The sequence below is a fragment of the Streptantibioticus ferralitis genome, from assembly GCF_029223525.1.
Taxonomy (GTDB): domain Bacteria; phylum Actinomycetota; class Actinomycetes; order Streptomycetales; family Streptomycetaceae; genus Streptantibioticus_A; species Streptantibioticus_A ferralitis.
Genome location: NZ_JARHTQ010000009.1, coordinates 224,700 through 250,878 on the forward strand (window position 1 = coordinate 224,700; position 26,179 = coordinate 250,878).

Annotated in this window: 18 protein-coding genes, 4 tRNA genes and 1 pseudogene; 6 read left to right on the forward strand and 17 right to left on the reverse strand. The window is 70.1% G+C overall.

The genetic code is table 11. The features are described 5' to 3' along the window. Positions 1-38: 38 nt before the first annotated feature. The 4 genes from P2L57_RS16975 to P2L57_RS16990 are packed head-to-tail and all read right to left on the reverse strand — an operon-like array spanning position 39 to position 6,045. Positions 39-2,264 carry a glycosyltransferase family 39 protein gene (locus P2L57_RS16975; RefSeq protein WP_275815252.1) on the reverse strand — a complete coding sequence of 742 codons (2,226 nt, stop codon included), beginning with the start codon at positions 2,262-2,264 and terminating at the stop codon, positions 39-41. Continuing rightward, positions 2,261-3,565 carry a bifunctional glycosyltransferase family 2/GtrA family protein gene (locus P2L57_RS16980; protein WP_275815254.1) on the reverse strand — a complete coding sequence of 435 codons (1,305 nt, stop codon included), beginning with the start codon at positions 3,563-3,565 and terminating at the stop codon, positions 2,261-2,263. The genes P2L57_RS16975 and P2L57_RS16980 overlap by 4 nt, the downstream gene beginning before the upstream one ends. A gap of 27 nt (positions 3,566-3,592) precedes the next feature. After that, positions 3,593-5,230: a sensor histidine kinase gene (locus tag P2L57_RS16985; protein WP_275815256.1), complete on the reverse strand. Its 1,638-nt coding sequence runs from the start codon at positions 5,228-5,230 to the stop codon at positions 3,593-3,595. Next, complete coding sequence (locus tag P2L57_RS16990) at positions 5,227-6,045, reverse strand: response regulator transcription factor (protein ID WP_275815258.1); 819 nt, start codon at positions 6,043-6,045, stop codon at positions 5,227-5,229. Before P2L57_RS16990 ends, P2L57_RS16985 begins: the two co-directional genes overlap by 4 nt. Before the next feature lie 433 nt (positions 6,046-6,478). Between P2L57_RS16990 and P2L57_RS16995 the strand changes: the two genes are divergently transcribed. Next, positions 6,479-6,868: a VOC family protein gene (locus P2L57_RS16995; RefSeq protein WP_275815260.1), complete on the forward strand. Its 390-nt coding sequence runs from the start codon at positions 6,479-6,481 to the stop codon at positions 6,866-6,868. Between the two features lie 29 nt (positions 6,869-6,897). Here P2L57_RS16995 and P2L57_RS17000 read toward each other — a convergent pair whose 3' ends face one another. Continuing rightward, entirely contained in the window at positions 6,898-7,674 is a 777-nt protein-coding gene (locus P2L57_RS17000; RefSeq protein WP_275815262.1) for an alpha/beta fold hydrolase, read from the reverse strand. 91 nt (positions 7,675-7,765) lie between these two features. Here P2L57_RS17000 and P2L57_RS17005 point away from each other — a divergent pair, with 91 nt between their 5' ends. Beyond that, entirely contained in the window at positions 7,766-8,404 is a 639-nt protein-coding gene (locus tag P2L57_RS17005; protein ID WP_275815264.1) for a TetR/AcrR family transcriptional regulator, read from the forward strand. Between the two features lie 57 nt (positions 8,405-8,461). Here P2L57_RS17005 and P2L57_RS17010 read toward each other — a convergent pair. After that, positions 8,462-8,535, reverse strand: a tRNA-Met gene (locus P2L57_RS17010). Between the two features lie 956 nt (positions 8,536-9,491). Here P2L57_RS17010 and P2L57_RS17015 point away from each other — a divergent pair. Further along, a complete protein-coding gene (locus tag P2L57_RS17015; RefSeq protein ID WP_275815265.1) occupies positions 9,492-10,199 on the forward strand; it encodes an alpha/beta fold hydrolase in 708 nt (235 codons plus the stop codon). 346 nt (positions 10,200-10,545) lie between these two features. Here the strand turns inward: P2L57_RS17015 and P2L57_RS17020 are convergent. Together P2L57_RS17020 and P2L57_RS17025 are read right to left on the reverse strand one after the other, a co-directional pair. Beyond that, positions 10,546-10,618, reverse strand: a tRNA-Arg gene (locus P2L57_RS17020). Positions 10,619-10,848: 230 nt separating this feature from the next. Beyond that, positions 10,849-10,938: transfer RNA gene (locus P2L57_RS17025), tRNA-Ser, on the reverse strand. A gap of 257 nt (positions 10,939-11,195) precedes the next feature. On the opposite strand from P2L57_RS17025, the gene P2L57_RS17030 reads away from it, so the two are divergent. Together P2L57_RS17030 and P2L57_RS17035 are read left to right on the forward strand one after the other, a co-directional pair. Further along, positions 11,196-11,723 (forward strand): SSI family serine proteinase inhibitor, encoded by a 528-nt coding sequence (locus P2L57_RS17030; RefSeq protein WP_275815266.1) that lies wholly within the window; start codon positions 11,196-11,198, stop codon positions 11,721-11,723. Between the two features lie 348 nt (positions 11,724-12,071). Continuing rightward, on the forward strand, positions 12,072-15,665 hold the full coding sequence (locus tag P2L57_RS17035; protein WP_275815268.1) for a response regulator: 3,594 nt from the start codon (positions 12,072-12,074) through the stop codon (positions 15,663-15,665). A 77-nt stretch (positions 15,666-15,742) separates the two neighbouring features. Here the strand turns inward: P2L57_RS17035 and P2L57_RS17040 are convergent, their stop codons facing one another. The 7 genes from P2L57_RS17040 to P2L57_RS17070 form a co-directional block, all read right to left on the reverse strand. Beyond that, positions 15,743-17,389 (reverse strand): long-chain fatty acid--CoA ligase, encoded by a 1,647-nt coding sequence (locus P2L57_RS17040; protein ID WP_275815269.1) that lies wholly within the window; start codon positions 17,387-17,389, stop codon positions 15,743-15,745. 142 nt (positions 17,390-17,531) lie between these two features. Further along, positions 17,532-18,041: a SigE family RNA polymerase sigma factor gene (locus tag P2L57_RS17045; RefSeq protein ID WP_275815271.1), complete on the reverse strand. Its 510-nt coding sequence runs from the start codon at positions 18,039-18,041 to the stop codon at positions 17,532-17,534. Positions 18,042-18,255: 214 nt separating this feature from the next. Then, entirely contained in the window at positions 18,256-19,491 is a 1,236-nt protein-coding gene (locus P2L57_RS17050; RefSeq protein ID WP_275815273.1) for a DUF1906 domain-containing protein, read from the reverse strand. Positions 19,492-19,650: 159 nt separating this feature from the next. Then, positions 19,651-20,835, reverse strand: a complete 1,185-nt coding sequence (locus P2L57_RS17055) for a lipid-transfer protein (protein WP_275815274.1) — start codon at positions 20,833-20,835, stop codon at positions 19,651-19,653. After that, complete coding sequence (locus P2L57_RS17060) at positions 20,832-21,239, reverse strand: MaoC family dehydratase (RefSeq protein WP_275815276.1); 408 nt, start codon at positions 21,237-21,239, stop codon at positions 20,832-20,834. The genes P2L57_RS17055 and P2L57_RS17060 overlap by 4 nt, the downstream gene beginning before the upstream one ends. Then, positions 21,240-22,136: a bifunctional MaoC family dehydratase N-terminal/OB-fold nucleic acid binding domain-containing protein gene (locus P2L57_RS17065; protein WP_275815278.1), complete on the reverse strand. Its 897-nt coding sequence runs from the start codon at positions 22,134-22,136 to the stop codon at positions 21,240-21,242. Between the two features lie 206 nt (positions 22,137-22,342). Continuing rightward, a complete protein-coding gene (locus tag P2L57_RS17070; protein WP_275815280.1) occupies positions 22,343-22,600 on the reverse strand; it encodes a hypothetical protein in 258 nt (85 codons plus the stop codon). Between the two features lie 575 nt (positions 22,601-23,175). On the opposite strand from P2L57_RS17070, the pseudogene P2L57_RS17075 reads away from it, so the two are divergent. Beyond that, positions 23,176-24,047: pseudogene (locus P2L57_RS17075) on the forward strand (NADP-dependent oxidoreductase). A 470-nt stretch (positions 24,048-24,517) separates the two neighbouring features. Here the strand turns inward: P2L57_RS17075 and P2L57_RS17085 are convergent. Both P2L57_RS17085 and P2L57_RS17090 read right to left on the reverse strand, forming a co-directional pair. After that, a complete protein-coding gene (locus tag P2L57_RS17085; RefSeq protein ID WP_275815282.1) occupies positions 24,518-25,612 on the reverse strand; it encodes an RICIN domain-containing protein in 1,095 nt (364 codons plus the stop codon). A 431-nt stretch (positions 25,613-26,043) separates the two neighbouring features. Continuing rightward, a tRNA-Ser gene (locus tag P2L57_RS17090) sits at positions 26,044-26,130 on the reverse strand. Between the last annotated feature and the right edge of the window lie 49 nt (positions 26,131-26,179).

The following is a 26,179-nucleotide window of genomic DNA, read 5'->3' on the forward strand; positions in this document are numbered from 1 at the left end:
TACACCGTAGAAGCCTTCCCATACGCCGTACAAGTCGTTTATTGCGATGCCGCCATGGAAGTGAGGTCGTAGACCGTGGTGCCGCCCACCGTCTTCTTGCTGAAGGTCTTCTCGACCCATGCGCTGATCTGGGCGGAGGTGTTGGTTCCGGCGGTGCCCATGCCGGGTCCGAAGCCGGAGCCGCCGCTCCCGATGAAGTAGTGGATCCTCCGCTCGGCGACCAGCTTCTCGAACTGGGCCAGGACGGGCGCCGGATCCGAACCGTTGAAGCCGCCGATGGCCATCACCGGTCGGCCGGTGGCCAGTTGGTAGCTCGCCTGGTTCTGCGAACCGATGGCGGCGGCGACCCAGGTGTAGTCGTCCGCGTGCTGGGTGAGCAGGTCCTTCATGGCGGTGCTCACCTGGGCGCCGCCCAGCAGCCCGCCCATCCCGCCGCGTCCGCCACCAGGGGCAGCGGGCGAGCCGCCGGGGGCAGTGGCGGAGCCGCCGGGGGCAGTGGCGGAGCCGCCGGGGGCAGTGGCGGAGCCGCCGGGGGCAGTGGCGGAGCCGCCGGGGGCGGCAGGTATGCCGCCGGTGGCCGCGGGCGGGCTGCCCGGCAGGCGACCGCCGCGCGACCCGCCGGGACCGCCCGCCCCACCCGCACCACCCGGACCACCCTGACCCATGCCCGGACTCATGCCGGGACCCATGCCGGGACCGCCCAGGCCACCGCGACCACCGCGAGCACCTGGCCCGCCCGGGCCACCCGGCCCACCCATGGCGCCCGCTCCCGCCGGGCCCGCCGACGGCAGCGAACCGGTGTGGCCGGTGGAGACGGTACTCGCGGCATACGCGGCCGGTCCGGCCAGCGACACCGCGAGCCCGGCCGCCGCCGCGGTCACCGCCATCGCCCGCAGCATCCGGCGCCCGGCCACCGCCAGCACCAGTGCCAGTGCCAGTCCGGCCGCGAGGCCACCGACCAGCACCAGCCAGCGAAGCCACGGCAGCCAGTGCGGGGTACGCCCCAGCAGCTCGTACGACCAGAACGCGGTCACCGCCACCGTCAGCCCGAGCGTGACCGCCGCGAGGGGTGTACGTCGCCGCTCCCACAGCAGCGCGCAGCCCATCCCCACCACCGCCGCGATATGCGGCGCAAGCGCGATGTTGTAGTACGGGTGAAAGATCCCGGCCATAAAGCTGAAGACCCCAGCGGTGATGAGCAGCGCACCGCCCCAGAGCAGCAGCGCCTGCCGCCGGGCATCGCTCCGCTTCGTCCGCCAGGTCACCGCGATCCCAGCGACCAGCAGTATCAGCGCGGCGGGCAGCAACCAGGCGATCTGGCCGCCCATTTGGGCGGAGAACAGCCGGGCGAGGCCGGTCTGCCCCCACATACCGCCGCCCTGTCCCGCCCCCTGGCCTCGGCCCATACCGCCGCCGACACTGCCGGTCTCGTTGCCGCTCAGTCGGCCGAATCCGTTATAGCCAAAGGTGAGTTCAAGGAAGCTGTTGTGCTGGGAACCGCCGATATACGGGCGAGTGGACGCGGGCCATAGCTGGACCACGGCCACCCACCAGCCGCCGCTCACCACCAACGCCACTGCGGCCAGGGCCAGTTGCCACAGCCGCTTCCTCAGCCGTACCGGAGCGAAGACCACGTACACCAGCGCCAGCGGCGGCAGGATCAAGAACGCCTGCAAGGTCTTCACCAGGAACGCGCATCCGAAGAGCACTCCGGCCCACACCAGCCACTTCGTCCGGCCCTCTTCGAGGGACCGCTGGACGGCGTAGACCGCGCAGACCATCAGCAAGGCCAACAGCGCATCGGGATTGTTGAACCGGAACATCAGCACCGCGACCGGAGTACACGCCAGCACCGCCCCCGCGACCAGTCCCGCGCCCGGCCCGAACCGGCGGCGCACCGCCGCGTACAGCACCGCGACCGTCGCCACCCCCATCAGCGCCTGCGGCACCAGCACCGCCCAGGAGCCCAGCCCGAAGAGGCGGACGGACAACTCCATCGGCCACAGTGAGACCGGGGGCTTGTCGACGGTGATGAAGTTGGCCGCGTCCGAGGAGCCGAAGAAGAACGCCTTCCAGCTCCGGCTGCCCGCCTGGACCGCGGCGGAGTAGAAGGAGTTCGCCCAGCCGGAGGAGGACAGGTTGACCAGGTAGAGCAGCGCGGTCGCGGCCAGCAGGCCGACGAACCCCGGCCGCTCCCAGCGGGGTTCGCGGGCGCGTTCCGGCGCCGCGGTGGCGTTCACCGGTGCGCTGACTGCCGTGCTCATCGCGCCTCCTCGTGGCGTTCGGCCGCGTCCGGAAAGACCCAGGCGCGCAGCAGCAGGAAGCGCACCACGGTCGCGGCAAGGTTGGAGACGACCAGAACGGCCAGTTCCGCACGCTGTGTCGGCCGCCCGTCCGCCAGTTGGAGGGCGGCCAGCGAGCCGGAGGTCAGCGCCAGGCCGATAGCGAACACCACCAGACCCTGCGCCTGGTGGCGAGCGGCGCGATCACGCCCGCGCACACCGAAGGTGAAGCGCCGGTTCGCCGCGGTATTGGCCACCGTGCAGACCAACAGCGCCAGGGCGTTGGCCAGTTGAGGACCGAGGCCCTCGCGCAAGGCCGCGAACAGAGCGGCGTTGGCGGCCGTGCTCAGCGCGCCGATCACCGCGAACCCGGCCAGCTGCCGGGCCAGTCCGCTCGGTACCCCGCTGAGCGCGCGGTCACGCGGATCGTCACCGAACGGCCGACGCAGCCGGTCAAGCGGCAGCGCGCCGGTGGCCAGTGCTCGGCCGACCCGCCAGACGCCCTTGAGGTCATCAGTCGCGGTACGCACTATATGGACGGTGCTATGGGGATCGTCTATCCAATCCACCGGCACCTCATGGATGCGCAGGCCCCCGCGCTCGGCGATAACCAGCATCTCCGTGTCGAAGAACCAGCCGGTGTCCTCGACCAACGGCAGCAGCCGCTCCGCTACGTCCTTGCGGATCGCCTTGAACCCGCACTGCGCATCGGAGAAGCGGGCCGCGAGGCCGCCACGCAGAATCAGGTTGTAGGCGCGGGAGATGAACTCCCGTCTGGCCCCCCGCACCACACGTGAACTGCGGGCCAGCCGCGACCCGATGGCCAGGTCGGAATGGCCGGAAACCAGCGGGGCGACCAGCGGCAGCAGCGCGTTGAGGTCGGTCGACAGGTCGACGTCCATGTACGCCAGTACCGGCGCGTCGGACTGCGACCACACGGCGCGCAGCGCCCGCCCCCGCCCCTTCTGCACCAGATGCACCGCGCTGACCTGCGGGAACTCCCGCTCCAGAGCCTCGGCGACCACGGCTGTGCGGTCCGTACTGGCGTTGTCGGCGATGGTGATCCGGAAGCCGTACGGGAAGGCGGCGGCGAGGTGTGCGTGCAGCCGGCGAACGCACGGTTCGAGGTCGGTCTCCTCGTTGTAGACGGGGATGACGACATCGAGCACGGTGTCCTGCGCGGCGGGGCGCAGCGGTGCGCGGGCAGGCAGCCGCTGCCGGGGGCCGCCGGGCGGTGCACCGGCGCGAGCGGGCGGAAGCGGGGGAAGCGTCAAGGTCCTCATGGATCACGACACTCGGCGGCCCCGCTGTCACGACCGTGTGGTCAGCCTGTCCCCAGCCTGTGAGTCCGGGCGGGCGCCAGCGGAAACGGACTCCGCGGGGGCGGTGTCGGCGGCAGCGGTGTCGGCGGTGCCGGGCAGCAGCACGCGGAAGACCGTACGGCCGGGAACGCTTTCCGCCGTGATCCGGCCACCGTGCGCGGTGACCACCGCATGCGCGATGGCCAGGCCCAGGCCGGTGCTGCCCGCCGTCCGGGAGCGGGACACCTCACCCCGGGCGAACCGCTCGAAGACATACGGCAGCAGCGTGGCAGGTATACCCGGACCGTTGTCCAGCACCTCCAGCAGCGCACCGCGCGGATGGCGGGAAACCCGGGCGGTGACCGTGGTGTCCGGTGGGGTGTGGGTACGGGCGTTGGCCAGCAGGTTGGCCAGCACCTGATGCAGCCGAGCCGGATCGGCGCGTACCAGCACCGGGTCATCGGGCAGATCCAGCCGCCAGCGGTGGCCCGGACCCGCCGCACGGGCGTCACTGACCGCGTCGACCACCAGTGGCGAAAGATCCAGCGCCTCGTACGACAACGGGCGTCCGGCGTCGAGCCGGGCGAGCAGCAGGAGGTCCTCCACGAGCGTCGTCATGCGCTTCGCCTCGGACTCGATCCGGCCGAGCGCATGCCGGGTGTCGGGGCCGATCGGCTCACCGCCGCGCCGGGTCAACTCGGCGTAGCCGCGAATCGAGGCCAGCGGCGTACGCAGTTCATGGCTGGCGTCGGCGACGAACTGGCGGACCTGCGTCTCACTGGCATGCCGGGCCTCAAGCGCCGAACCCACATGGCCCAGCAGGCGGTTGAGCGCGGCACCGACCTGTCCGACCTCGGTACGCGGGTCGGTGTCCGACACCGGGACACGGTCGTGCAGCGCCACCTCGCCACGATCCAGGCGCAGTTCGGAGACGCGGGTGGCGGTCGCCGCGACACGGCGCAGCGGGCGCAGTGCGTACCGGGTGGTCACCGCACCGGCCAGCCCGGCGGCCACCAGCCCGCCGGCGGTGACGCAGATCGTGATCACGATGAGCTTGCGCACCGTGTTCTGCACGTCCTTCGCCGGCTGCCCGACGACCAGCGGGACGCCGTCCTCGCTCACCACCCGCATGATCCGGTAGTCGCCAAGGCCCGGGATGTCGACGGTGCGCGGGGTGCCGTCCAGGGCCAGGCCGCTCAGTGCCGCCCGCTGTGCGCCGTTGAACGGGATGCCGGTGAGGTCCCGGCTCTGCGTCGCGGCGCTGAACTGGCCGTCGATGACCTGGCCCTTGAGGTCGAGGATCGCGCCGAGCGTTCCGGGGGCCTGTCCACCGCCGGTGACGAAGCCCAGTACCTGGGCCGGGGTGGGAGCGGACAGGTCCGGACCCGGGCCGGAGTGCCCCACGTCCGGCGGCAGATGCGTCGCCCGCCCGGCCACGCCCCGGACACTGCCGTCCAACTGCTTGTAGAGATAGGACTGCAGTGCCACCGTCGTCACCACGCCAACCACCGTGCAGACGACGGCGACCAGCGTGACCGACCAGGCCAGCAGTCGCGCCCGCAACGACCAGCGGCGACGGGACGCGGTCGCGGAACGCGTCACAGCCGGGTTTCCGATCGGGGCCGAGGGACCGGGCGCGGCGGTCATCCGGCTTCGGCAGGCTTGATCAGATATCCGGCGCCACGCCGGGTGTGAATCATCGGCGCCCGACCCGCATCGATCTTCCGCCGCAGGTACGAGATGTAGAGCTCGACGACGTTGGCCTGGCCGCCAAAGTCGTAGCTCCACACCCGGTCAAGGATCTGGGCCTTGCTGAGCACCCGGCGCGGGTTGCGCATCAGGTACCGCAACAGCTCGAACTCGGTGGCGGTGAGGTGGATGGACCGGCCGGCGCGGCTGACCTCATGGCTGTCCTCATCAAGGGTGAGGTCACCCACCACCAGCAGCGACTCCGAGCGGATGGCCGCCGCCCCGGACCGGCGCAGCAGACCGCGCAGCCGGGCCACCACCTCCTCAAGGCTGAAGGGCTTCGTCACATAGTCGTCGCCGCCCGCGGTCAGCCCGGCGATCCGGTCCTCGACGGCGTCCTTGGCGGTCAGGAACAGCACCGGCACATCGGGCAGTTCGCGGCGCACCCTGGACAGCACCTCAAGCCCGTCGACGTCGGGGAGCATGATGTCGAGCACCACCGCGTCGGGCCGGAAGTCACGCGCGGTCCGCAACGCGGCGCCACCGTCGGCCTCGGTGCGCACTTCCCATCCCTCGTACCGCAACGCCATGGACAACAGATCGGCGAGTGCCGACTCATCGTCGACGACAAGCACCCGGACCGGCGACCCGTCGGGACGCAGCAACTCGGTACGGCCCGCGGCCACGGGCGCGGCGGCGGTCTGGCTGGCGACGGTCCGGCTGGCGCTGGTGGCAGTCCGGCCGCTCTGCGTGGAAGAAGGAATGGCAGGCATGGCCAACACCTTCGACCTCGCCAGTGAGAGCATCCTTTCCGCAATCTGTGAGTTGTCTGAGAAACTCCGGGCCACTCCGTTAAGGAGCCGCCCAGCCAAGGAATAGGCGGGGGGACCTCCGGTTGCCGCTGCCGAGTACACCGGCAGGGACACCACACGGAGGGGGACGGGCCATGGGCACGGCACTGGGACGGTACGGGATCTGGAGCGTCGCGCTGGGGGCGGACGCCAACTCGGACAACGGCGAGGTCATCGAGGCCGTCCGGCGCGGCCGGCCTGGCGCGTGAGGGCTGGCGGCGCCTGGCCGAGGCGCTGGAGCTGAAGGGCTGAACCGGCCCGACAACCCACCCTCGGATCGGACCCGGTGGCCGCTCGGGGCGACAATCAGCCACGACCGGCAGTGTTGGGCCGCTCAACACCCTATGGAGGAACCATGCGCGTGATCGACTTCGACCATCTCGTCCTCAACGTCGCTGACATCGAGCGTTCCCTCTCCTTCTACTGCGGCCCGCTCGGCCTCGCGCCGGTCCGCGTCGACGAATGGCGCGCGGGCAAAGCGCCCTTCCCCTCGGTACGCGTGAGTCCGACGACCATCATCGACCTCGTGCAAGGCCCGTCCGACTCCGTCCAGGGCTCCAACGTCGACCACATCTGCCTGGTCGTGGAGCCCCTCGACTGGCAACAGGTCATCGACTCAGGCGAGTTCACCGTCCTGGACGGCCCCGGCCCCCGCTTCGGCGCCCGCGGCACCGCCCAGTCCCTCTATGTACGCGACCCGGACGGCAACACGGTGGAACTGCGGTGGTATCCCGAGGAGGGGTAACGGGGTCAGCCAGTTGGCGAGTTCCCGGGTCAGGCGACGAAGTCCCTGATGAGACCGGCCAGTTCAGCGGGACGCTCATGGATTACCAGGTGCCCGCTGTCCAGTTCCTCGTAGCGGCTGCCCGGTATCGACTCATGCAACTCGCGAGTGTAGGCGACCGGGACTATCTGGTCCCGGGCCGCGCCGACGACCAGGGTGGGCGCGGTGATGTCGGGTAGCAGCGCGCGGATGTCCAGTGCGATGTCGAGATCGATCTGGCGCCGGGCGCCGTCCGGGAAGCTGGTCTGCGCCACGGTCCGCTCGATCGCCGTGTCCCCCGCGTCATCCAGCCACGCCGAGGACCACCCCTCGGTCGTCACGAAGCGCGCGAACAGTGCCGGGTCCGCTGTCCACAGCCGCCGCCAGAGGCCGAACGCCAGACGCTGCCGCGGGCCGGTGGCCGCCCACCCCGCCACCAGTACGAGTTTGCTGACCAGCTCGGGCCGGATGGCGGCCAGGGCCGCCGCCACGGCGGCGCCAAGAGAGAACCCCACCACGGCTACCGGTCCCGGCGCCCCCGCATCGGCGACCGCCGCTTCGACCTGCCGGGCCAGACCGTCGATGGTCAGCGGACCGCCAGAGTCCTTCGTTCCGCCGCTGCCCGAGTAGTTGGGCGTGATCACCGTGTGCCGATCGGAGAACCGGCCCACCAGATGCCCGTAGTTGCTCTCCGCGTCGCTCCCGGTGCCGTGCACCAGCACCAGCCCGGGACCGCTGCCCGCCGTCGCGTACTCGACCAGGTCAGTACCGCTCGCCACGTATCGCATGGCGCACCCCTCCCGTACCCCCGCGACCTTCTGTAGTAGTCGCTACGGAAAACCATAGCACACCACCTATCGATCGCTATAGAATTTCCCCATGACCGGAACACAGCCGCTGGAGCGGCAGCGGCGGCAAGAGAAGGAGAAGCCGAAGGGCCGCCCCCGGGGCTTCGACCGGGAGACGGCACTGGAGCGGGCCCTCACCCTCTTCTGGCAACACGGCTACGAGGCCACCTCCATCTCCGGGCTGACCAAGGCCATGGGCATCAGCCCGCCCAGCCTCTACGCCGCCTTCGGCGACAAGCGCTCGCTGTTCGAGGAGGCCGTCGCCCGGTACCAGGAGTCCTACGGCGCCTTCACCCCCCGCGCGCTCACCGAGGAGCCGACCGCCCGGGGCGCGATAGAGCGCGTACTCCACGAGGCCGCCGCCGAGTTCACCGCCCCCGGCCGCCCGCACGGCTGCCTGGTGATCTCCGGCGCCGTCAACTGCGGGCCGGAATCCGCCGACGTCGAGGCCGCACTGCGTGACATTCGCGAGGCGAGCAAGCACGCGATACACGACCGCGTGGTCTCCGGCGTCCGCACCGGCGAGCTCCCCGCCGACACCGACACCGAGGCTCTCGCCCAGTACTACGCCGCGGTCTTCCAGGGCATGTCCACCCAGGCTCGGGACGGCGCGAGCCGCAGCGAGCTGGAGGCCCTGGCCGAACTGGCCATGCGCGCCTGGCCCAGCTGAGCGAGCGGGAAGACGCCACGGGCCCGGCACTCGTAAGTGCCGGGCCCGTGACCGCAGTAGCGGGGACAGGATTTGAACCTGCGACCTCTGGGTTATGAGCCCAGCGAGCTACCGAGCTGCTCCACCCCGCGTCGTTGGACACCACCTTACATGCACGAAGACCCCCCGGAACACCACACCACCGCCGGGACACCATGCGGGGCGCTCGAAGCACCTGGGAGGCGCACGCCCGCCCCCCAACGCGCGGGCGCGCGAGAACAGGCCGGTGGGGTATGCCCAGTGCTCTACCGACAGCAGCAAGGCCCTGTCATCATTCACCCTCAGGAGGAGACGTGACCTGTCCCATGTGCGGCTCGACGGACGGCAGGCAACTCAACAATGGAAACTGGCAGTGCAACAAGTGCGGAGCGGTCACGGCAGGCCAGGGCCGCGTGGGAAGCGCTCGACCCTGAGACGCGCGAGCGCGTGCCGTTCTTGTCGCCCGAGGAGTTCACCGTCGCCGACGGCGAGGAATCGGCCCAGCAGTGGCAGCGCTTCGTCGACGTACTCGACCGCGCGGAACGCCACGAGGGCCTGTAGGCCCCACCCCCAGACCGCGCCCCGGTGACCAGCGGCCCAGGTGGCCAGGCAGACTCCGGAAGCCGCACGCGCCCTGCCTGATCTGTGGAAGGCCCGTTCCGACGTCGGAACGGGCCTGATGATGTTGTGCACGCGGCAGGGTTGGAAGCTGCGGCCTTGGATCCGTCGTCGGCGGTCATACAGGCCACCATGGGTGCGGTTCTGACCTGATCGGCACGGACAGACACGGAGCCGTCCCCAGACTCCGGGTTCACGGCATGCCCTGGCCGCGGGGCGGACGCGGGGCCGGCCAACGTCTTCACTGGTGTGCCGCCGCCCCGTGACAGCTGGCGCCGTCTCATGTCGATAAGCGTCATTCGATCGCGGTCTGACGTCGGAATGCCGCTGGATCAACCTCCTGGATCAGGATTCGCCGTCCCAGGATGGTTGTGTGGCGCCGGTGATGAGATCCGTCCGCGACGGGCGCGATCACAGCGCCGGTCGTGGGTTGGGAAACATGGAGGCGGCAGTGTCGAACATCGTGCTGGTGCACGGAGCTTGGAGTGACGGGTCGAGCTGGCAGGAGGTGATCGCCGCCCTCCAGGACGAGGGGCACCGGATGCTGGCCGTCCAGCTGCCGCTGACCTCGCTGGAAGCGGACATCGCCTGGACACAGCGGCAGATCGCGACATTCGACGAGCCGGTGACGTTGGTCGGGCACTCCTACGGCGGCATGGTGATATCCGCGGCCGCGCATCAAAACGCCCAGGTCACCGCGCTGGTGTTCATCGCGGCCTACGCACCCGACGAATCCGAGACGATCCAGATGCTGAGCGATCGTGGCGCGCCGACCCGTGGCCGCGCCGCGATCCGGTTCAGTGAAGATGGCTGGTCGACCATCGATCCCGACCTGTTCGGGGATGCGCTCGGAGCCGATCTTCCGGCGACGACGACCCGGATCCTGGCAGCAGTGCAGAAGCCGACCCACAGCGCCTGCTTCTCGCGTCCGTCAGGGCGCGGTGCGTGGCATGACCTGCCGTGCGCCTACGTCCTCTCCGTGGACGACCAGATCCTCGACCCCGGGCTGCAGCGGTGGTTCGCCGAACGGGCGAATGCCACGGTCACCGAACTACCCTCCAGCCATCTCTCGATGGTCTCGCATCCCGAAGAGGTGGCCGCCGCCATTGGCAGGATGCTGCGCGAGAGAATGTCCCGAAGCCGACGGTGCGCCGGCTGACGTGGGTCAACTACGCATCAATGCTACGGAATTACATCGTTCCAGGGACCGGTCGAAACAAGGCCGCCCGCTCCTCGCTTCCACGGTCTTCGGCCTGCTTGCGCCTCATCGCTCCATGAGCGGCAGACCGACACCCCGACGATCATGGAAGGCCTCGGGCGTGGCGCTGCCCCGGCGCAGGATGACGGCGACGACGGCAACGGGCCGGATGACGATGACGGTTCGGTCGAGGAGCGGTGGCAGTGGCGGTGGCGGAGGCGATCCAGGAGCGGCTGCCGTCAACCACTGCTGTCACGTCCAAGGCAAGAGGCCCTCTCGATCGTTCGAGAGGGCCTCTGAGCTGCTGTGCACTCGGCAGGATTCGAACCTGCAACCTTCTGATCCGTAGTCAGATGCTCTATCCGTTGAGCTACGAGTGCTTGTGCTTCCCGGCGTTTTCTTGCCGGTCGGCGTTGCGGGAACAACATTACATGAACCCCGCCGCCAGGCGAAATCCATTAGCCATACCCACTCCGACCTGGGGAAACGCCGCAACGAGGGGCGTCTGGGCGGCAGCCGGGGCGCGCGGGGGCGATCACGGGGGTGCCCGGAGTCGCTCGGGAAACGCGACAGCCCCGGCCGGAGAACCGGACGGGGCTGTCGGTGAAAGCGGAGGCTCCGGGATTTGAACCCGGGATGGGCGATTAACCCAAACCGCATTAGCAGTGCGGCGCCATAGACCAGACTAGGCGAAGCCTCCAGCACGATCCGCGCGAGCGCGGTGCGTGTCCAGATAATGGCACACCCCCGAGGGGCGTTACCAATCGCAGCTTACGGTACAAGGCCGCCGGTCGGGAGGGCAAAGCCGTTACGAGGCGGTGCGCCGACATGCCCACGATCGGGTGATATGCCGTGGCTGGGCGCGGCCCGGGCGGTAGGAGAGGCGCGTCGCCTTCCGCTGCCCCGCCCCTTCTCCGCCCCTTCTCCGGCGCTTCGCCGCCTTCTGGGAGCCGCCTCATGTTCCGTATCCGTGACCGCGCTCACACCGAGAGCCGCTTCGAAGCCCGCCCGCCGCGGCCGCTCGGACTCTCCCTCACCGCCACGGCGGTCCTGGCGCTGGCCGCCGTTCCCGCCCCGGCCTCCGCGGCCGCACGGCTGCCGGTGCCAGTACCGCTGCCACTGCCGCTGCCGTTGCCGTTGCCCGACTCCGCGGGCGATCAGCTCACCATCACGTACGCCGACGGCAGCGGCCCCACCGTCACCAGCACGCTGAGCTGCCATCCGGCGGGCGGTACGCACCGGAACGCGCGGGCCGCGTGCGACCGGCTCGACGCGCTGGACGGTCCGCTCGGCCCCGTGCCGCACGACCAGATGTGCACCGAGCTCTACGGCGGACCGCAGACCGCGCGGATCACCGGCACCTGGCGCGGTCGGCACGTCGAGGACACGTACACCAGGACCGATGGCTGTCAGGCCGCACGCTGGCAGCGGATGGAACCGGTACTCCCCGAGCCGGGCCGCCCGCCCCGGACCCCGGCCCCGTAGGGCGCGCGCCCGCCAGGTCATCCGGGCGGCGCCCCGGAATCACCCGGGCGGCCAATCGCTCAGCACAGTCGCTCATCCCAGGCCCGGGAACGGTCCGGCGCAGGCGAGAACGGTCCGGCTTGGTCGGCATTAGTCGGTCTTAGTCGGACCCGGACAAGATCGTCACGAAACCTCTCCTCGCTCTCCGTCATCCGCCACCGCGCCCAGGAGGACGCCCCTTACACTCCTGTGGTGACATGCCACGGGGGGAAGGGCAAGATGGGCCATCGGTGATAGCAGCCCGCGATCGCCGAGCAAGCTGAACAAAGAGCGGTATCAGCAAGTGCGGTATCAGGGAGGACGCGTCTCGTGAGCAGCAGGCCATCCCGAGGCGCTGCTCGCCTCGCGGCAATACTCGATGCCCTCCCCGACGCGCTCCTGTTGGTGAACGCCAACGGAACAGTGGTCAACGCCAATGCGATAGCCCTGGAGACGTTCGAGGCCCCCGGCACCGCGCTGGTCGGGCGGGGTCTGCTCGATCTGCTGCCCGCCTTCGACTCCCGGCGCATCCCCGGTTCGATGCGCCGCCCGGACTCGGAGGAGGACCGGCGCACCAAGCCGACCCGGATGGTCGCGCGGCGCACCGACGGCAGCGAGTTCCCGGTCGAGGTGACGAGCGCGAACCTGGAGGACGGGCGCACCCCGTACGCCGATCCGCACCACCTGTACACCGGTGACGAACTGCTGATGCTGGTGGTCCGGGACCTGACCGGCACACTCGACACCGAGGCCGAACTCGCCCGCCAGCAGCGGCAGACCGAGATGATCCTGCGCGCCGCCAGCGAGGGCGTGGTCGGCGTCGACACCGAGGGCAAGGTCGTGCTGGTCAACCCGGCCGCGGCGCAGATCCTCGGCTTTCGGGCCAGTGACCTCGGCGGACAGGAGCTGCACCCGCTGATCCATCACTCTCGGGCCGACGGCACCGCGCTGCCGTACGAGGAGACGCCGCTCGCCGACACGCTGCGCTCGGGACGCAAGCACCGGGTGCGCGGACAGGTGCTGTGGACGAAGAACGGGCGCGCGGTGCCCGTCGACCTCACCACCGCGCCGGTGCGCGAGGGCGAGCAACTGGTCGGCGCGGTGATGTCCTTCACCGACCGCGGCCGCTTCGACGCGCTGGCGGCGCGCCATGCGCAGTTGCGCGAGGTGCTGGACGCGTCGCTGCGCGCGCCGCTGGACGAGCTGCGCGGTGAGCTGTCCGGGCTCGCGGCGGACCCGGCGGGGCAGTTGTGGCCGGAGGCCAACCAGACGCTGCACCATTTGGCCGCCGGGTACGCGCGGATGACCACGCTCATCGACAACGTGCTGGCCTTCCAGCGGCTCGACTCCGGCAAGGAGAAGCTGGAGCGGGCGTCGGTCGGTCTCGACGACGTGGTCGCGGCGGGCGTGGAAGGGGCGATCGACCTGATCGGCCCGGGCCGCGCGCAGTACGCGGTGCACGCGCCGCCGATCGAGGCCGTGGTGGACGGGCCCCGGCTGTCGCAGGCGCTCGCGCATCTGATCGCCGATGTGGCGGGTGTGGACGCCACGGGCCGTACCGCGGTGGTCGCCGGAGGCGGTGACTCCACAATCGTGGTCGCGGCGGCGCAGCGCGGCGACGTGGTACGGATCGAGGTGCGCGGACCGCACAGCGGCGGCAGCCCGGTCCATCTGCCGATCACCCGTGGAATCGTGGAGCGGCACGGCGGAGTGCTGCAGACGCATGACGTTCCGGGGCAGGGCGGTAGCGCCTATGTGCTGGAGGTGCCGGTCGGCGACGGCGGCACGGGTGGTGACACCGACCCGGGCAAGGCGTCGGCGGCGGTGCGCGAATCCGAGACGACGGTGCTGCCGATGCCGTCCGCCCCGGCCCGCGGTACGCAGGGTGCGACGGCCGGGCAGAAGGCCGACGACCCGACGGGCCCGGCCGCCGGGCGGGCGCCACGGCCGCGGCGGCCGGTTGACGACAGCAACGGCGGTCCCGGTGCGGCCATCGCGCTTCCGGCGGGACCGTCGGCCGCCGCGAGCGGCACGTCCGCGACACCGGACCAGCCGACCGGGCGGCGTCGGGCGCTGCGCCGTGCGGAGCCGGGCGGCACGGAACAGCTGCCCGGTCCTGTACCCGACAGCGCGGACGGAACGAACGGCTCCAACGGGTCCGGGCCGCAGCCGCAGGCCGCGGCGGCAGCCCGGCCGAGCGGTCGGCGGGCGCGCCGCACGCTGGCCGAGGGCCAGCAGCCGGAGCTTCCCGCGGGTCCCGCCGCACACGCACTGCCGCCCGGCGATCCGCAAGGCGGCGGGCAGGTGAACGTACCGATGGCCGGTACGCTGCCCGCCCCGCAGGAGCAGTTGAGCCGTCCGGCCCTGCCCGCTCAGGCGGCGCCGCCCGAGCAGGCCGCGGCGCAAACGGCGACGCCTCGGGGACGCCGCGCACGTGCTGTGGACGGTCCAGGCGCGCTGCCCGAGGAGTCGGGTCCGCTCCCCGGTCCTGAGCAGCCCCAACGGCTCGCCATCGAACCGCCGTCCCCTTCGCCCGCCACCGAGTCGGCGCCCCGGCCGTCCGGCCGTCGGGCCAAGAAGCCTGCCGCCGGGCCGGAGTTGCCGGGCGCGATGCCTCCGGCCGCCGAGGCCATGGAACCGGTTCACCAGGGCCTGCCCCAAGGCGAGCGTCCGAGCCAGCAGCAACCGGCACGTCCGACCCCGCACCACGCGCTGCCCGGCCCGGTCAACGGCCAGCAGGGTACGGCCGGTTGGCACGCGGCGGCCGGACCGCGCCCGCTACCCGCGCTCCCGACGGCGCCGGGCGGCGAAGCCGCTCAGTCGCCGCAGTCGGAGGGGCGGGCGATAAGCGTACGGACGCTGGGGCAGGGCGTGGCGTTCACCCAGCCGGGGCAGGCGACGCCCGCGGCCGGGCAGCCCGCCGCGTCCGGTGGTTCGGGGCGGCGCCGGAAGCTGTCCGCTCCGCCGCAGGCGGTGGCCACCGGCGCGGCACAGGCCGTCGAGCCCGCCCGGCCGCACCCGACGGACGCCGTCTCGGCATCGAATCCGGCGTTCCAGCCCAGTGACAGCCAGGGTGAGGGCCAGGCGTTCGCCATAGGCGCGCCCGCCGAAGGGGACGAGGGTCCCGAGCATCTCGACGGCCCTAACGGCGCGGTGGAGGTCAGCGCGGCCTCGGCGCCCGCCGAGGCCGACGGCGACGCGGCGGCCGAACTGAGCAGCCCGCGGCGGCTGCTGGTCTGGCCGGAACCCGATGTGTCGACCCGGCAGGCGTTGACCGACCGCGGCTACCGTCCGGTGACGGTGCGGTCGCGCGAGGAGGTGGACGCGCAGGTCGCCGAGTATCCGGCGGCGCTGTTCGTCGACCCGCTGACCGGCCCGATCACCCGTACAGCGCTTCAGTCGCTGCGTGCGGCGGCGGTGGCCGCCGAGGTCCCGGTGCTGGTGACGGCCGGGCTCGGCCAGGCCACCCGCGAGGCGGCGTACGGCGCCGACCCGGCCGTGCTGCTCAAGGCCCTCGCGCCGCGCGACAGCGAGCAACACCCGCCGCGGGTACTGCTGGTGGAGAGCCACCGGGACATCGCGGCGGCGTTCACCGCGACGCTGGAGCGGCGCGGAATGCAGGTCGCGCACGCGGCGTCGGAGGGCGACGCGGCAACGCTGGCCGCCCAGATACGACCGAATCTGGTCGTGATGGATCTGATGCTGATCAGGCGCCGTCGGGTCGGCATCGTCGACTGGCTGCGGGCGAACGGCCTGTTGAACCGCACTCCGCTCGTCGTCTACACCTCGGTGGATATCGACGCGGCCGAGCTGCCACGGCTCGGCTCGGGCGAGACCGTGCTGTTCCTCGCGGAACGCTCCACCAGCGGCGAGGTGCAGGGCCGGATCGTGGACCTGCTGAGCAAGATCGGCACCGAGCTCTAGGGCCGTCCGTCCGGGGGAGGTTGGCCGTGGTTCACCGCGGCCGTGCGCCCGCCGGACGGACCCCAGAAGGACGGGCCCTAGAAGACGGTCACGTCCAACTGCCCGTCCGCGTACTGGCGGCGGATCACCTTCTTGTCGAACTTGCCGACCGAGGTCTTGGGGACGGCGGTCACGATCGTCCAGCGCTCCGGGACCTGCCAGCGGGCGACGCGTTCGGTGAGGAAGACCCGCAGCGTGGCGTAGTCCGCCGCAGCGCCTTGCTTCAACACCACGGTGGCGAGCGGCCGTTCGCCCCACTTCTCGTCGGGGACCGCGATGACGGCCGCCTCGGCCACATCCGGGTGAGCCATCAGGTGGTTCTCCAACTCCACCGATGAGATCCACTCACCGCCCGACTTGATGACGTCCTTCGCGCGGTCGGTCAGTGTCAGATAGCCGTCCGATGAGATCACCCCGACGTCGCCGGTGCGCAGCCAGCCGTCGTGGAACTTGTCCTCGGGAGTGATGGGTTCGGCTCCGGCGCCGCCGAAGTAGGCGCCCGCGATCCACGGACCGCGTATCTCCAGTTCACCCGCGCTCTGACCGTCCCACGGCATCACCTCGCCGGAGGGGCCGATCAGCCGGGCCTCCACGGAGGTGGGGAAGCGGCCCTGGGTGACCCGGTACTTCCATGCCTCCTCGCCGGTGACTCCGGCCGGGGGGTGGGCCGTCGTGCCCAGCGGCGAGGTCTCGGTCATCCCCCAGGCGTGGCAGACGTCGATGCCGTGCCGCTCCTCGAAGTCCCTCATCAGCGAGGGCGGGCAGGCCGAGCCGCCGATGATGACCTGGCGTACCGAGGAGACGTCCCGTGGCTTGGCGGCGAGTTCGGCGAGCAGCCCCTGCCAGATGGTGGGGACGGCGGCGGCGTGCGTGGGCCGCTCGGCCTCGATCATCTCGGCGATCGCGGCGGGCTGCAGGAACCGGTCGGTCATCAGCATGTTGATGCCCGTCATGAACGCGGCATGCGGAATGCCCCAGGCGTTGACATGGAACATCGGGACGATGGGAAGGGTGGTGTCCTGGTCGGTCAGCGCGAACGACTCGGCCATGTTGACCTGCATCGAGTGCAGGTAGATGGACCGGTGGCTGTAGACCACGCCCTTGGGTTCGCCGGTGGTGCCCGAGGTGTAGCACATCGCGGCGGCCTGCCGTTCGTCCAGCTCGGGCCAGTCGTAGTGGTGCGCGCGGTCCGCGATCAGCGACTCGTACTCATGGACGGTCGGGCGGCAGCCGTCGAGCACGGAGGTGTCGCCTGGGCCCACGACCACCAGGTGCTCCACGGAATCCAGCCGCGGCAGCAGCGGGGCGAGCAGCGGCAGCAGCGTGCCGTTGACGATGATGACCCGGTCCGCCGCGTGGTTGACGATCCAGGTCAACTGCTCGGCGGGCAGCCGCAGATTCAGCGTGTGCAGCACCGCACCCATGGACGGGATCGCGAAGTACGCCTCGACGTGCTCCGCGTTGTTCCACATCAGCGTCGCGACCCGGTCACCGGTGGCGACGCCCAGTTCGTCGCGGAGCGCGTTGGCCAGTTGGACGGCGCGGATCCCGATGTCGTGGAAGGAGCGGCGCTGTGGCTCGCCCTCCCCGGTCCAGGTCGTCACCTGTGACCGCCCATGGACAAGCGCACCGTGAACAAGGATGCGCGTGACGGTCAGCGGTACGTCCTGCATCGTGCTGAGCACCGGGAGCCTCCCACGTTACGGGCGAGTAATCTCCAGGTGATTGTGTCGGCATACCCAGCGGTATGTCACTACCGCGTGACCCACCCGTTGCCAGCGGATCCGTGTGATCCACGGTCTGCCACCGGCGGCACGCCGCCCGCTATCAGGCGAGCAGCTCCGGATCGGTGCGCAGCTTCACCAGCGCCCGCGAGACCGAGCTCTTGACCGTGCCCACCGAGACACCGAGCACCTCGGCGGTCTGCACCTCGGTGAGGTCCTCGTAGTAGCGCAGGACGACCATCGCGCGCTGCCGGGCCGGGAGCCGGCCGACCGCGGTCCACAGCGCGTCGCGCTGCGCCTGGTGCTCAGCCGGGTCAGGGGCGGGCGAGGTGCTCTCCGGCAGGTCCTCGCAGGCGAACTCGTCGAGGCGGCGCTTGCGCCACTGCGAGGTGCGCGTGTTGACCAGGGTGCGCCGTACGTAACCGTCCAGCGCGCCGTGGTCGGCTATCCGGCCCCACGCCAGATAGGTCTTGGCCAGCGCGGTCTGCAGCAGGTCCTCGGCGTCACAGGGGTTGGCGGTCAGGGAACGGGCGGTACGCAGCAGCACCGGCCCCCTGTTCCGTACGTAGGTGGTGAACTGCTGCTGAGCGCTGGTGCACACAGGCGTGGTCATGCCCTCAACGCTATGAGCGCCGACGGCGGCGGGGATCGCCCGCAGGTCCCGAAGCGGGGTCACCCTGAAGTCGTAGTGGTGAGGGTTTCCCTACCTCCCGAGGGTGGACATGATGCGGGGTTCCACCCGAGGGGACACCCCCGGGAGCCGCGGGCAGGGACTATCGGACCGCCGGGATCCGTCCCCGCCCGAAACAGCGGGGCGTTACGGTGCGTTATGCGTCGTTACGGATGATCGCCACCGGTGCGTCGACCAGGTCCCGGTCGATGACGAGGGTCCGGCCGCCGTGCGTCTCGCGCCGGTCACCGGCGTACTGGTGGACGCGGCGGTGCGGGCGCCAGGCGCCGCTGGACAGCTTCGGCTCCTCGTAGACGTCCGGCTCCACGCCCCAGCGCGCGAACCAGATCAGGTCCGGCAGGTCGGGGTGACCGTCCCGGCGGGCGCGCTCCATCTGCGCGATTCCGGCGTTGGCGTTGCTGTAGAAGCCGGGCAGATAGCCCCTGGCACGCAGCTCGCGGCTCCAGGCCTGGGTGAACTCCAGCACCGGACGGGTGCAGTACCGGTAGTTGGTGTCGTACGACTCCATGTCGAGGTAGATCGGACTGTTGCGCTCCATTCCGAGGTCTTCGGCGTTCCGCACCGCGTCGTCGGCCTCGTGCGTGGCCTGGCCGTCGATGTCGTCCTCGTCGATGACGTTGCCGCGGTGGTTCGGGTTCGTGGCGCACGGCGACTGCGCGCCGACGTAGACCGGCAGCAGCCGCCAGCCCATCGTGGTCACCTTGTGGACCCAGGAGTGGGTGAGGTGGTCCTGGGGGCAGCTGCGGGAGTCGCCGCCGATGTAGACCCCGATCGCGCCGTACTTGGAGTCACGCCATGCCCGCATGGTGTCCAGCGGCGGGGCCGAGCAGGTGTCGAGACCCCAGCCCTGGAAGATCTGGGCGCCGTGATGGCGGGGGTCTTCCGTAGTGGGCCACACCCTCGACTCCGAGGCGCGCGGGCGCTGCGTGCTGGGCGGGGTCGGTGCGGTGGGAGGATGGGCGCGCGTGCTGTCGCCTGGTGTGTCCACGCCGCCCACGACACCTACGCCCCCCGGATCTCCCGGGTTCCCCAGATCCCCCAGGTTCCCCAGATCCCGCAGGTCTCCCAGGTCAGGCAGCCGCAGGTCGCCGGGCCATCCGATGCCCGGGAAGGGGTCGCCGGGCAGGCCGGGTCCGGGTACCGGGCCGGGTCCGCCCTGTGCCGGTCCGGTGCTCGGGCCGCTATCGCCGGGCGCACCGAACGGTGCGCTGCCCGGGCCGGGGACGCCGGGACCATCGCCGGCGCTGTGCGCCGGGTGCGGACCTGGCCGGGTCGGGCCCTTCGCCGCGACCGGCAAGATGCCCACGACCCCGCAGGCGAGCGACGCCATCATGACAACCACAAGTCGGATCATCCGGTTGTTATCACGCATGACGGCGAGTCAAAGCGGCGGAGCGCACGGTACGCAGGAGGCGCGCCCCGCAAGATGCCCGGTTCAGCCGTCTGCACCCATCCCGTCCCCCTTGGGTGGGGGAACGGGCATCGCCCCGGCCACACGGGGAACCGTCACTGCGGTCACCCGGTGAAACCGTCACTGCGCGCGGCCGAGCAGCAATCCCGAGGTCGGCACTCCGGTGCCGGCCGTCACCAGGACCCGGGACGCGTCCGGTACCTGGTTGACGCTGGTGCCGCGCACCTGCCGCACCGCCTCGGCGATGCCGTTCATCCCGTGCAGGTAGGCCTCGCCGAGCTGGCCGCCGTGGGTGTTGACCGGCAGCCGCCCGCCGATCTCCAGCCCGCCGTCGGCGGCGAAGTCGGCCGCCTCACCACGCCCGCAGAAGCCGAACTCCTCCAGCTGCATCAGCACGAACGGTGTGAAGTGGTCGTACAGCACGGCGGTGTCCACGTCGCCGGGCCCGAGCCCCGACGTACGCCACAGCTGGCGTGCCACCACCCCCATCTCCGGCAGCCCGGTGAGATCGTCCCGGTAGAAGCTGGTCATCTGCTCCTGTGCACGGCCCGCGCCCTGCGCGGCGGCGGTGATGACGGCGGGGCGTCGCCGCAGGTCATGTGCGCGTTCCAGGGAGGTGACGACGAGCGCTTGGCCCCCGTCGGTCTCCTGGCAGCAGTCGAGCAGCCGTAGCGGTTCGGCGATCCAGCGCGAGGCGGCATGGTCGGCGAGGGTGATCGGCTTGCGGTAGAAGTACGCGGCCGGGTTGGTCGCGGCATGGCGGCGGTCGGCGACCGCGACCGGTCCGAAGGCGTCGGGGCTCAGCCCGTAGGTGTGCAGGTACCGGCGCGCGGCCATGGCGACCCACGAGGCGGGCGTCAGCAACCCGAACGGCAGCACCCAGCCGAGCGCCGCGCCCTCGGCGGACGGCTCGCGGTGCTGGACGCCGGAACCGAAGCGGCGGCCGGACCGCTCGTTGAACGCCCGGTAGCAGACGACCACCTCGGCCACCCCGGTCGTCACCGCGAGCGCCGCCTGCTGGATGGTCGCGCAGGCCGCGCCGCCGCCGTAGTGGACCCGGGAGAAGAAGGACAGCTCGCCGATGCCGGTCGCCTGCGCGACGGCGATCTCCGGACTGGTGTCCATGGTGAAGCTGACCAGCCCGTCGACATCGACGGGACTCAGCCCCGCGTCGTCCAGCGCGGCACGTACCGCCTGCACGGCGAGGGTGAGCTCGCTGCGGCCGGAATCCTTGGAGAACGAGGTGGCGCCGATGCCCACGATCGCGGCGCGGCCGCCGAGGGCGTCTGGACGGCGCAGGCTCATGCGTCCGCCCCCCGAGGAAGGCGGACGGTGGCCTGTCCGGTGACGTGGTGGCCGAGCGCGTTGGCGCCCGTCACCTCGACGACCGCCGTCTGGCCGTCCGCATCGCCCGCCAGCGAAACGATCCGTCCGCTCAACACCATCTCGTCGCCCGGGTAGTTGGGCGCTCCCAAGCGGATGGCGACCCTGCGCAGTTCGGCCTCCGGCCCGAAGTGTTCGGCGAGGTAGCGGCCGACAAGGCCGTTGGTCGTGAGGATGTTCATGAAGATGTCGGGGGAGCCTTTGGCGCGGGCGGCCTCGGCGTCGTGATGCACGTCCTGGTAGTCACGGGTGGCGACGGCACCGGAGACGATCAGCGTGCGGGTGATGGGTATGCGCAGCGGCGCGAGTTCGTCACCGATCCGCATCTAAACCCCCTCCCTCACCCGGAACACCGGAAGGGTCAACTCATCGTCCACGACCGCGAATTCAAGCTCCACGGGCATGCCGATGCGCACCTTGTCGTACGGGACACCGGTCACGTTGGCGATCATCCGCACTCCTTCGGGGAGCTCCACGAGCGCGACCGCGTACGGAGGCTCGAAGGCCGGAAACGGCGGGTGGTGCATGACGACGTACGAGTAGACCGTGCCGGAACCGCTCGCCTTGACGGTGTCCCACGCCTGCCCGCCGCAGCTGTTGCACCCGGGCAGCCAGGGGAAACGCGGCGTACCGCAACCCGTGCACCGCTGTATGAGCAGCTCATGCCGCGAAACCCCGTTCCAGAACCCGGCGTTGTCACGGTTGACGACCGGTCGCGGGCGCTTGCCGGGCGCCTTGCGCGGCGCGGGCGCGTACTTGAGGATCCGGAACCGGTGGGTACCGACCTGTTCGCCGCCGGACCGCAGATCCATCCTGGTGGTGATGAAGTGGCCGATGCCGAGCTTGGTGGTCTTACGTGGTGAGACCGACTCGATCACGGCGTCGAAGACGATCCGGTCACCGGGGCGCAGTGGTCGCACGTACTCCTGCTCGCAGTCTGTGGCGACAACGGCGTCAAACCCAGCGGCGTCCAGAGCGCCCAGCAGTTCGTCGTATGGTCCGGAACGGTCGCCATGGCCGGAGAGCCCGGCCATGGTCCATACCTGCAGCATGGTGGGGGGTGCGGAACCGTCGACGGGCAGGAGGTGCCCCATCGCCTCGCACCAGTGCCGGATCATCGGGGAGTTGACGGGATCCCTGCCCTCGCCTCCGACAGCGGCCGACTGTCCCTCGTAGGCCTTGATCCGCTCGTAGAACCCGGCAGCGGGCTCGGCATCCGTCATGTTCTGACTGTTCGTCAGGTCAGGTGAAGGTGTCAAGACATCCAGAGGTTGTCCACAGCCTGTGGACAACCTCTGGCCATGCCAAAGACACCGAAACAGACTGTGCGACGGCACCGATGATGCCGTCGCACAGCCATCTCACCGGCCTGCCGCGCGGGACCCCGGCCACTGGGAACGGTCGGAGCGTCCGGGCCCCCGCGCGCTCCTCACCAGCACCTGGCGAAGTTCACCCGCACATCGCGCTGCTCGATCCGGGTGTCGCCGGATCCGTTCACACTGGCGGTGTTGCTCTGGTTGGTGGCGCCCGCACCTGAGGACACCTGCCCCGTGCTGTTGACGCTCGCTTGCGAGTGGTCGTTGGCGAAGGAACCGTTGTCCGCCGATGCGGTGCCAGCGAACAGAACCCCGGTGAGCGGCAACGCGGCAAGTGCGGCCAGGGCACGGGCGGTACGGATCTTGCTCATCAATTCCTCCCAGGAACTGGAAGTCAGGGGCGAGGCGGGGCGGTTGGCCGACCGCTCCGCCGACTCTGCGGCGTCGCGAGATCAGACTTGCCCACGGGATCCCCCAGGAACCACTCTGGATAGCCTATTTACCTCGCAAGCGTGACGATCTGTCGATAAACATTCTCAATCCCATCACATGACCGGCAGTCATCGGCGCCACTGTGTCGTCCTTGCGGCGCAACGGGAGAAACGTTACGGCGCACATGTGACCGCAGCTTCAGTATGTCGACTTACCGATACAGGTGGGACTTTATGGCATGCGTGAGGTCAGGAGCCTTGCCGACATGGGACGTTGAGATTCCGAAGGCCGCTTTGGGTTCGGCGACCCCCCGATTGTCGCCGGATGCCGAGCCCCTGGGCGCTCCCATCGACCAACATCCTGCCTGAAGTCTTGGCAGCGAGCGACCAGCAGCTCTTCCCAAAGGGAAGTAGTAGCCCTTGCCGGTAACTACACACCCGGGGATAGCTTCATCGCTGTCAGCGGGAACGGCCGGTGACGGCCCTTCCCCGTGCTCGATCGCCGGAGGTGACGCATGTCCGCATCCACGATGCGCGTGGTGGTCCAGGACGGTTTCGGAGGCCCGGAGGTGTTGCGGGTCCAGGAGGTGCCCCGGCCCGAACCGCTTCCCACGGAGGTCCTGGTGCGCGTGCACGCGGCCGGCATCAACCCGGTGGACTGGAAGACCCGGGCCGGCACCGGCATGGCCGGCGTGCTGGGCGAGCCGCCGTTCGTGCTGGGCTGGGACGTCTCCGGGGTGGTGGAGGCGGTGGGCTTCGGCGTGACCACGCTGAAGGCGGGCGACGAGGTCTACGGGATCCGTGGTTCCCGCGCGCGGCCGGCGGCTACGGCGAGTACGTCACCGCTCCCGCCCGCCAGTTCGCCCGCAAGCCCGCCACCGTGAGCCACGAGCAGGCCGCCGCCGTGCCGCTCGCGGCCCTCACCGCCTGGCAGGCCCTGGTGGACACCGCCGGCGTCCACGCCGGGCAGCGCGTACTGGTGCACGCCGCCGCGGGCGGCGTCGGACACTTCGCGGTCCAGTTCGCCAAGCACCTGGGCACGCACGTCATCGCCACCGCGAGCAGCGCCCGCCACGAGTGGCTCAAGGAACTCGGCGCCGACGAGGTCATCGACTACACCGCCGTCCGCTTCGAGGACATCGCGCGGGAGGTCGACGTCGTCATCGATCTGGTGGGCGACGCCCACGACAAGACCGGGTCGCGCTCGCTGGAGGTGCTGCGTCAGGACGACTCGCCTCCTGATCCCTCGGTCAGGGTCGCGCCTCACAACCACATACGAAAGCCGGACCACCCCTTCGCCTGGACAGCTCTCGGGGTGGTCCGGTCAAGAGTCCCTGTTCAGGACCCCGGTGCCGATGGTACCGGGGTCGTCGTCGTGCGCTCATGACGGGTGACTCCCGTGCCAGGCGGTTGAGTTGGCTCGGCCGATGGAGAGAGACAGTGGTATTCGTCGGATTCGTCAGTGGTGCCGCCCCGTTGGACCTGAGCCACGGAAAGTCAGGGTGTCGCCCCCGCCGAGGTCGCGCGCCGCGCGGGCCACAGCATCGCTGTCCTCTTCCGCTTCTACGCCAAGGTGATCCACGGCCTCCAGCAGCAAGCGAACGAGAAGATTGAGCGGGCTCTGCTGGAAGGGGGCGAAGCCCCCGAGTAGAAGATGCCCGACGGCTAAAAACCCGAGTGCAGTCCGCAGCACAACCAAGCTGCGGACTGCACTCTTTGGTGCTGATGCGAGGTGTCCGGGGCGTCAGTTCGCTACCCCCCGGCCGATGCCCCACACCCACCACTGCGACGGCGGCCGTGGGGGGCGTACGGCAAGACTGGTGAGTACTCAGAAGACTCGGGGCCTGGGTCGTACGGTCAGGACTGCTCGGGGCTGTATTCCAGAGCCTCACGGGGGTACGCGTCGGCGATAGAGGTGTTCGGGTCCCTTGTGGTCCATTCAAGAACCTTGGATCCGTCGAGACGTTCGAGGACGTACTTGTCGCTGCGGTACCAGATCGCCTCGGTTACCCGCCTGCCCGCCTGGTAGTTCCGCTCGAGTGTCACCTCCCGCGAGTGGCTCTTGACCTCCTCGTGCGTGGTGATGACCTTCAGTTCCTGGCTGATGGTCGTGCTCAGCGAAGCACCGACGCCCTTGAATCCGAAGCTGGCCTCGGCGCTGACCGAGATCGTGGTGGTCTCCTCGACGGTCCTGGCGTTCGCCGTCGTCAAGCCCACGGTCGTCTTCTCCGTGTGGGTGTAGTCCGAGGCGCCGCCGTGCTCGTAGGAGTAGACCCGCTCCCAGTAGCCGTACCGACGCAGGATGTAGTACGGGTTCTCCCGGGCCTGGCGCTGACGGTCGAAGGCGGAGTCCTTGACCAAGGGGAAGGGATAGGCCATGACCCCCACCTCGACAGCATCGGTCTTCGCGGACGGCGTCGGCTGATAGCTCGTCATACGGTGGATGTCACCGATACCGGTGTCGGGGATGTCGGGCAGGTCGAGCACGGCCTTGTACTCGTCCTCGACCTCGAAACGCCACGCTTGGCTGTGTTCCAAGTACCACTGCTCGACGATGGCCGACGGCTGCGGGCTGTAGCTCTTGACGTTCAGCGCTAACTGGCTCTTTTCGTTGCTGATGCGGAAGACGCCGCTGCTCACCTGGTTCAGGAACCAGACCTGGGTGGGGCCGTGGAGCGAGGGCTGGAGAGTGAACTGCTCCGCTGGCGCCCCCGCTTTGGTGCTGTTGGAGGCGATGTTCACCACGAGTCCACTGGCCTTGTTGGCCAGCAGGTACTTGCCGAAGTCGAGTGGGAAGACGTGCCAGGTCTGATGGATGCGAGAACCGGAGGGCTGAGAGTTCCACTGCTCTAGCCGCGCGGAAGGAGCGAGGCTGTTGGACTTGACGTTCAGGTACAGGTTGCTCTGCTGGTTCTTAAGCCGGTAGGACCTACCCGCCGGGATACCCGACATCACGGCCACCCTTTCGCTCGGAGATGGAGCCCGACCCACCGCATAGGCAGCACTCATCTCCGACATCCACGACAAGGCGCCGCTAATGAGGTGGTTTCACCCGGGAATGAGTCAATCGCTCAGGACTGTGGACGTCTAGGGAGAGAACCAGCCGCTTTACGCAGGCAGGTGACTTGTACGCGGACAGCCGGTCACGCCGACACAGCGGCCAGTCGCGATCAGTTGTGCAAGACCCGGACGTGGCTATCAGCGGGCCCAGATAACGGCGCCCAGCCCCGCCACGCACCATGCCGTTGAATCTGGTCCACGCCTGGCCCACACGCACTGGTCAACGGCGCGACAGGGGCGGATCAAGGTGAGACAGACCCTACGAAGAAGGGGTGCCCCGAGACTGGAGCACCCCTCCTGACCAGCACATACGCTGGCCTGCGCGGAGAGTGTGGGATTTGAACCCACGGTGACATCGCTGCCACGACGGTTTTCAAGACCGTTCCCTTAGGCCGCTCGGGCAACTCTCCCCCGCGTCGCCTAGGGCGACGCGGGGGACAGCCTAGCCGGTTTCGGGGG